The organism is Pseudomonas sp., assembly GCF_049645325.1.
In the GTDB taxonomy this organism is placed as follows: Bacteria; Pseudomonadota; Gammaproteobacteria; order Pseudomonadales; family Pseudomonadaceae; genus Aquipseudomonas.
Window position 1 is genome coordinate 1 of record NZ_JBARTQ010000301.1, and the last position, 5,170, is coordinate 5,170.

Here is a 5,170-nt window from a genome sequence, read left to right on the forward strand (position 1 = left end):
GAGGCACCGAGTGGAGGGGCAAGAGCGTTTTGCTTACTTTTGCGCTCCACCAAAAGTGAGTCGCTGTAAGAGCGAAACCAATAGAAGCCATCACCCAAACAACGGATATGCACCCAACCCCCCACCCCCCAGGGCGACCCAGCGTCGCACCCATCCACCCCCCAACTTTCGCCCCCTGCCATTCGGGTCTACGCTTGTTCCCACAGTGGATCGGTATTGGCCGGTCGACGGCCGACTTGCACTCGATGGGTTGAACATTTCTGCTCGATGACAGGCGCAAAAGCTGGCAGCGACCGGCTGTCAGGCCACTGACCACTCGTCTCCCGAACAGCGTGTTTACACACACCAAGTTACAAGTCTTCCCGAACCCCAAAAATTCCTGTCTACTTGATCAGCTTTCAATTTCTGATTATGCCCTTACACCAAACATGGAAAGGGCGCAGAATCTGGCGCGGAACGCATTGATACAGGTCAGCCCTTGCGTTGCAATGGCCTGTCGGTTTCTACATACTTGCGGCCGATTTCAACTATAAAAAAACCTAAACCGTGGAACCTTAGAATGAGCACAGCAATCAGTCCGACTGCTTATAACTATAAGGTAGTCCGCCAGTTCGCCATCATGACGGTGGTCTGGGGGATCCTTGGCATGGGGCTCGGGGTGTTCATCGCCTCGCAATTGGTTTGGCCGGAATTGAATTTCGGTTTGCCATGGACCACCTTCGGCCGCCTGCGCCCGCTGCACACCAACCTGGTGATTTTTGCCTTCGGTGGCTGTGCATTGTTCGCCACCTCCTACTATGTCGTGCAGCGAACCTGCCAGACGCGACTGATCTCCGACGGCCTCGCCGCCTTTACCTTCTGGGGCTGGCAAGCCGTGATCCTCGGCGCCGTCATCACCCTCCCGCTGGGCTACACCACCACCAAGGAATACGCCGAGCTGGAATGGCCGATCGCCATTTTGCTCGCCATTGTCTGGGTGACCTACGCCGTGGTGTTCTTCGGCACCATCGTCAAGCGCAAGACCAAGCACATCTATGTGGGCAACTGGTTCTACGGTGCCTTCATCCTGGTGACGGCGATGCTGCACATCGTCAACCACGCCTCGCTGCCGGTGAGCTGGTTCAAGTCCTACTCGGCCTACGCCGGGGCGACGGACGCGATGATCCAGTGGTGGTACGGCCACAACGCCGTGGGCTTCTTCCTCACCACCGGTTTCCTGGGGATGATGTATTACTTCGTGCCGAAACAGGCCGAACGTCCGATCTACTCCTATCGCCTGTCCATCGTGCACTTCTGGGCGCTGATCACCCTGTACATCTGGGCCGGCCCGCACCACTTGCACTACACCGCGTTGCCGGACTGGGCGCAGTCGCTGGGCATGGCGATGTCGATCATCCTGCTGGCCCCGAGCTGGGGCGGCATGATCAACGGCATGATGACCCTCTCGGGCGCCTGGCATAAGTTGCGCACCGACCCGATCCTGCGCTTTTTGGTGGTGTCGCTGGCGTTCTACGGCATGTCGACCTTCGAAGGGCCGATGATGGCGATCAAGACCGTCAACTCGCTGTCCCACTACACCGACTGGACCATCGGCCACGTCCACGCCGGCGCCCTCGGTTGGGTGGCGATGATCTCCATCGGCGCGCTGTACCACATGATTCCCAAACTGTTCGGCCGTGTGCAGATGCACAGCGTCGGGCTGATCAACACGCACTTCTGGCTGGCCACTATCGGCACCGTGCTCTACATCGCCTCGATGTGGGTCAACGGCATCACCCAGGGCCTGATGTGGCGTGCGATCAACGATGACGGCACCCTCACCTACTCCTTCGTCGAAGCGCTGCAAGCCAGTCACCCGGGCTATATCGTGCGCGCCATCGGCGGTGCGTTCTTTGCCAGCGGCATGCTGTTCATGGCCTACAACGTCTGGCGCACCGTGCATGCGTCCGACCCGGTAGAAGCCGAAGCCGCCGCCAAGATCGCCGTTGTGGGAGCTCACTGATGAAGCATGAAGTAGTCGAGAAGAATATCGGCCTGCTGGCCTTCTTCATGGTCATCGCCGTGAGTATCGGCGGCCTGACCCAGATCGTTCCGCTGTTTTTCCAGGACGTCACCAACAAGCCGGTCGAAGGCATGAAGCCGCGCTCCGCCCTTGAACTGGAAGGCCGTGACGTCTACATCGCCAACGGTTGCGTGGGTTGCCACTCGCAGATGATTCGCCCGTTCCGCGCCGAAACCGAACGCTACGGCCACTACTCGGTGGCCGGTGAAAGCGTGTGGGACCACCCGTTCCTGTGGGGTTCCAAGCGCACCGGCCCGGACCTGGCTCGTGTCGGCGCGCGTTACTCGGACGACTGGCACCGCGCGCACTTGTACAACCCGCGCAACGTGGTGCCGGAATCGAAAATGCCGGCGTACCCGTTCCTCGTCGAAAACAAGCTCGACGGCAAGGACACCGCGAAGAAAATGGAAGTCTTGCGCACCTTGGGCGTGCCTTACACCGATGAAGACATCGCCGGCGCGGCCGCCGCCGTGAAGGGCAAGACCGAAATGGACGCACTGGTGGCCTACCTGCAAGGCCTTGGCACCATCATCAAAAGCAAACGGTGATCTTCATGGATATCGGGATGATTCGAGGCCTGGGCACCGTTGTCGTGATGGTGGCCTTTATCGGCCTGGCGCTGTGGGTGTTCAGCCCGCGCCGCAAGTCAGAGTTTGACGACGCAACCATGTTGCCTTTTGCGGATGATCCCGAAGCCGTCAAGCACGTCGAACAAGCGTCTAGGAGTAACAAAGAATGACTACGTTCTGGAGTCTGTACGTCACAGTCCTCAGTCTGGGTACCATTTTCGCCCTGACCTGGCTGCTGCTGTCGACCCGCCGGGGGCAGCGCAGCGAGCAGACGGACGAGACCGTCGGCCACTCGTTCGACGGTATCGAGGAGTACGACAACCCACTGCCCAAATGGTGGTTCATGCTGTTCGTCGGCACCATCATCTTTGCCCTCGGCTACCTGGCGCTCTACCCAGGCCTGGGCAACTGGAAGGGCCTGCTGCCGGGCTACAACTACCTCGACAACGACAAGCAAACCCCTTTCGCCAACGGCCAGACCGGCTGGACCGGCGTGCACGAGTGGGAAAAGGAAATGGCCAAGTCGGACGCCAAGTTTGGCCCGATCTTCGCCAAGTTCGCCTCGATGCCGATTGAAGACGTCGCCAAAGACCCGCAAGCCTTGAAGATGGGCGGTCGTCTGTTCGCCTCCAACTGCTCGGTGTGCCACGGTTCAGACGCCAAGGGTGCCTACGGCTTTCCCAACCTGACCGACGCCGACTGGCGCTGGGGCGGAGAGCCGGCCACCATCAAGGAAACCATCATGAAAGGCCGCCACGCGGTGATGCCAGCCTGGGCCGAGGTCATTGGCGAACAAGGCGTGGCCGACGTGGCAGGTTTTGTGGTGACCAACCTCGACGGGCGCAAACTGCCGGAAGGCGCCAAGGCCGACGTGGCCAACGGTGGGAAACTCTTCGCCGCCAACTGCGTGGCCTGCCACGGCCCTGCCGGCAAAGGCACGCCTGCGATGGGCGCGCCAGACCTGACCCACCCGGGCGCGTTCATCTACGGTTCGAGCTTCGCGCAACTGCAGCAGACCATCCGTTATGGCCGTCAGGGCCAGATGCCTGCGCAGGAGCAACTGCAGGGGAACGACAAGGTTCACTTACTCGCCGCGTACGTGTACAGCTTGTCCCATGGCGAGAAACCAGCGCAAGAGCAGTAAGGTCTTGGCAACGACAAAGCCCCGCACAGCGGTAGCTGGCGGGGCTTTATCGTTTTTCTCAAGGACGCTCAAAATGGATGGGCATAACCGCTCGTAGCACCGAGGTTGCTGTGGACGAACGCAAAGTAGTAACGTAGCTACATCAAGCACAGATAAGGGGAGACACCCCATGACTATCACCACTATTTCCAGCCGCGAATTCAATCAAGACACAAGCGGTGCCAAAAAAGCCGCCCGCCAGGGGCCGGATTTTATCACCGATCGCGGCAAGCCTGCCCATGTACTGCTAAGTATTGAGGACTACCAAAAACTGACAGGTCTGAATGTCGACATTGTTGATTTATTAGTGCTGCCGGAAGCGGCCGATATCGACTTCGAAACCGAACGTGCCGTGATCACTCATCGCCCCGTGGACCTCTCTTGATGTATCTACTCGACACCAACGTGATCTCTGAACTGCGTAAACCCCAAGCTGATGCGAACGTGGTCGCCTGGGCCAAAAGTGTCACCGCACCGCGCATGTTTATCTCAGTGGTTACGCTGAAAGAATTGGAGACAGGCGTATTGCGCATGGAACGCCGCGACCCTGCTCAGGGAAAGGTCTTGCGTACCTGGCTCAAGCGTCATGTGATGCCTGCGTTCGATGCCAGAATCCTGCCGGTTGATGCGGCAGTCGCTCTGCGTTGCGCCCACTTGCATGTGCCCGATCAGGCGAATGAAAGTGATGCGCTGATTGCGGCGACGGCGCTGGTGCATGGGCTCACCGTCGTCACACGTAACGTCAGCGACTTCAAGTCCAGTGGCGTCGCATTGATTAATCCCTGGGAGGAGTGAGCTGCCAACCAGCCAAAACCGACCATACTTCACAAGTCAATTGATCCACGTCACTTACACCATCAATTGATTTGCCCCAACGCGACCAAAGGTCGCACCTGTTCAGCAGTACCAGGGGCGTATCATTGCGCCACTGCAACAACCTATTTTTGACCCCGGTTGGCACGTACTGGCCGAGGCAAATCTCCACCGCCGTGGGATGCAATGATGAGCGACCAAATACCGGTACATGACGTTACCCCGCCTGCCAAAAACGCCAGCAACACTGTCGACCTCTACGCCTCGCGAGAGAAGATCTACACCCGCGCCTTCACCGGCCTGTTTCGCAATTTGCGCATGCTCGGCGGTGCCGGTTTGTTCCTGCTCTACTTCGGCACCGTGTGGCTGAACTGGGGCGGTCACCAGGCGGTGTGGTGGAACCTGCCGGAGCGTAAATTCTTCATCTTTGGTGCCACGTTCTGGCCCCAGGATTTCATCCTGCTCTCGGGCATTCTCATCGTAGCGGCGTTTGGCCTGTTCTTTATCACGGTGTACGCCGGGCGCGTCTGGTGCGGCTACACC

General features: G+C 59.1%; 6 protein-coding genes and 1 pseudogene. All 7 read left to right on the forward strand.

All coding sequences use genetic code 11. The features are described 5' to 3' along the window. Positions 1 to 559: 559 nt before the first annotated feature. On the forward strand, positions 560 to 2,002 hold the full coding sequence (gene ccoN, locus WBB95_RS13520; RefSeq protein ID WP_424488030.1) for a cytochrome-c oxidase, cbb3-type subunit I: 1,443 nt from the start codon (positions 560 to 562) through the stop codon (positions 2,000 to 2,002). Then, entirely contained in the window at positions 2,002 to 2,610 is a 609-nt protein-coding gene (gene ccoO / locus WBB95_RS13525) for a cytochrome-c oxidase, cbb3-type subunit II (protein WP_424488031.1), read from the forward strand. Before ccoN ends, ccoO begins: the two co-directional genes overlap by 1 nt. A 5-nt stretch (positions 2,611 to 2,615) precedes the next feature. Beyond that, positions 2,616 to 2,801, forward strand: a complete 186-nt coding sequence (locus WBB95_RS13530) for a cbb3-type cytochrome oxidase subunit 3 (RefSeq protein ID WP_424488032.1) — start codon at positions 2,616 to 2,618, stop codon at positions 2,799 to 2,801. Then, complete coding sequence (ccoP, locus tag WBB95_RS13535) at positions 2,798 to 3,775, forward strand: cytochrome-c oxidase, cbb3-type subunit III (RefSeq protein WP_424488033.1); 978 nt, start codon at positions 2,798 to 2,800, stop codon at positions 3,773 to 3,775. The genes WBB95_RS13530 and ccoP overlap by 4 nt, the downstream gene beginning before the upstream one ends. A gap of 169 nt (positions 3,776 to 3,944) precedes the next feature. After that, on the forward strand, positions 3,945 to 4,199 hold the full coding sequence (locus WBB95_RS13540) for a type II toxin-antitoxin system Phd/YefM family antitoxin (protein ID WP_424488034.1): 255 nt from the start codon (positions 3,945 to 3,947) through the stop codon (positions 4,197 to 4,199). Beyond that, the gene (locus tag WBB95_RS13545; protein WP_424488035.1) at positions 4,199 to 4,609 is read left to right on the forward strand and encodes a type II toxin-antitoxin system VapC family toxin; all 411 of its coding nucleotides are present in this window, start codon (positions 4,199 to 4,201) and stop codon (positions 4,607 to 4,609) included. Before WBB95_RS13540 ends, WBB95_RS13545 begins: the two co-directional genes overlap by 1 nt. A gap of 207 nt (positions 4,610 to 4,816) precedes the next feature. After that, positions 4,817 to 5,170, forward strand: a pseudogene (locus tag WBB95_RS13550) (cytochrome c oxidase accessory protein CcoG); the annotation flags it as partial.